This window comes from Paenibacillus agaridevorans (assembly GCF_003112455.1).
In the GTDB taxonomy this organism is placed as follows: domain Bacteria; phylum Bacillota; class Bacilli; order Paenibacillales; family Paenibacillaceae; genus Pristimantibacillus; species Pristimantibacillus agaridevorans.
On record NZ_BDQX01000127.1, the window covers coordinates 1 to 563 of the forward strand.

Sequence of the window (563 nt, forward strand, 5' to 3'; positions counted from 1 at the left end):
CGTCGGACGTCGTGAATATACGAAACGTTATGGGAAATTGACGAAATGAATATATCTTGTGAGGGCTAACTCATGGACAAAAATGAAAGAAAGACGAGACTCCAAACCTTACTTGAAAGACAAAAGTTAAAAAATCAAATGAAAGATACAAGCAAATTGTTTGATGAATGCATTGTCACGCTAGGTGATGGTATCTTTGTTTTCAGTAAAGAGAAATCAACTGAAATATACAAGACATTTGAGAACGAATATAAGTTTACATTTTATGGACGAGTAGAATGGAATTTATATGAATGTGAAGAGATTGATTTATCAACACTCAAAACTCAATATGCTAAAACAGATGAAACTTGTTTTATATTATGGAGTCATGGATCCGATCCTGTAATAAAAGCAAAAATAAATAACGTGCTAGAACATATTGATATTGTGATGGCTGTTTCACCAGACGTTTGGTTATATAGGAATAATGAATATGTAATTGAAATATTTCACGATGGAATAATAAGAACAAATAATATGAAAGAATGAATACACATTTGATTGCAATTCAGGGGGAGTCG

At 31.8% G+C, this 563-nt stretch carries 1 protein-coding gene; it reads left to right on the plus strand.

Annotated features, from left to right (window positions below):
- Positions 1-72: 72 nt before the first annotated feature.
- Positions 73-531: a CDI toxin immunity protein gene (locus PAT3040_RS12855; protein ID WP_108992967.1), complete on the plus strand. Its 459-nt coding sequence runs from the start codon at positions 73-75 to the stop codon at positions 529-531.
- Positions 532-563 lie beyond the last annotated feature (32 nt).

Excerpts from the sequence above, each read along its gene's own strand:
- PAT3040_RS12855 (WP_108992967.1), top strand. The coding sequence starts at position 73 with ATGGACAAAAATGAAAGAAAGACGAGACTCCAAACCTTACTTGAAAGA.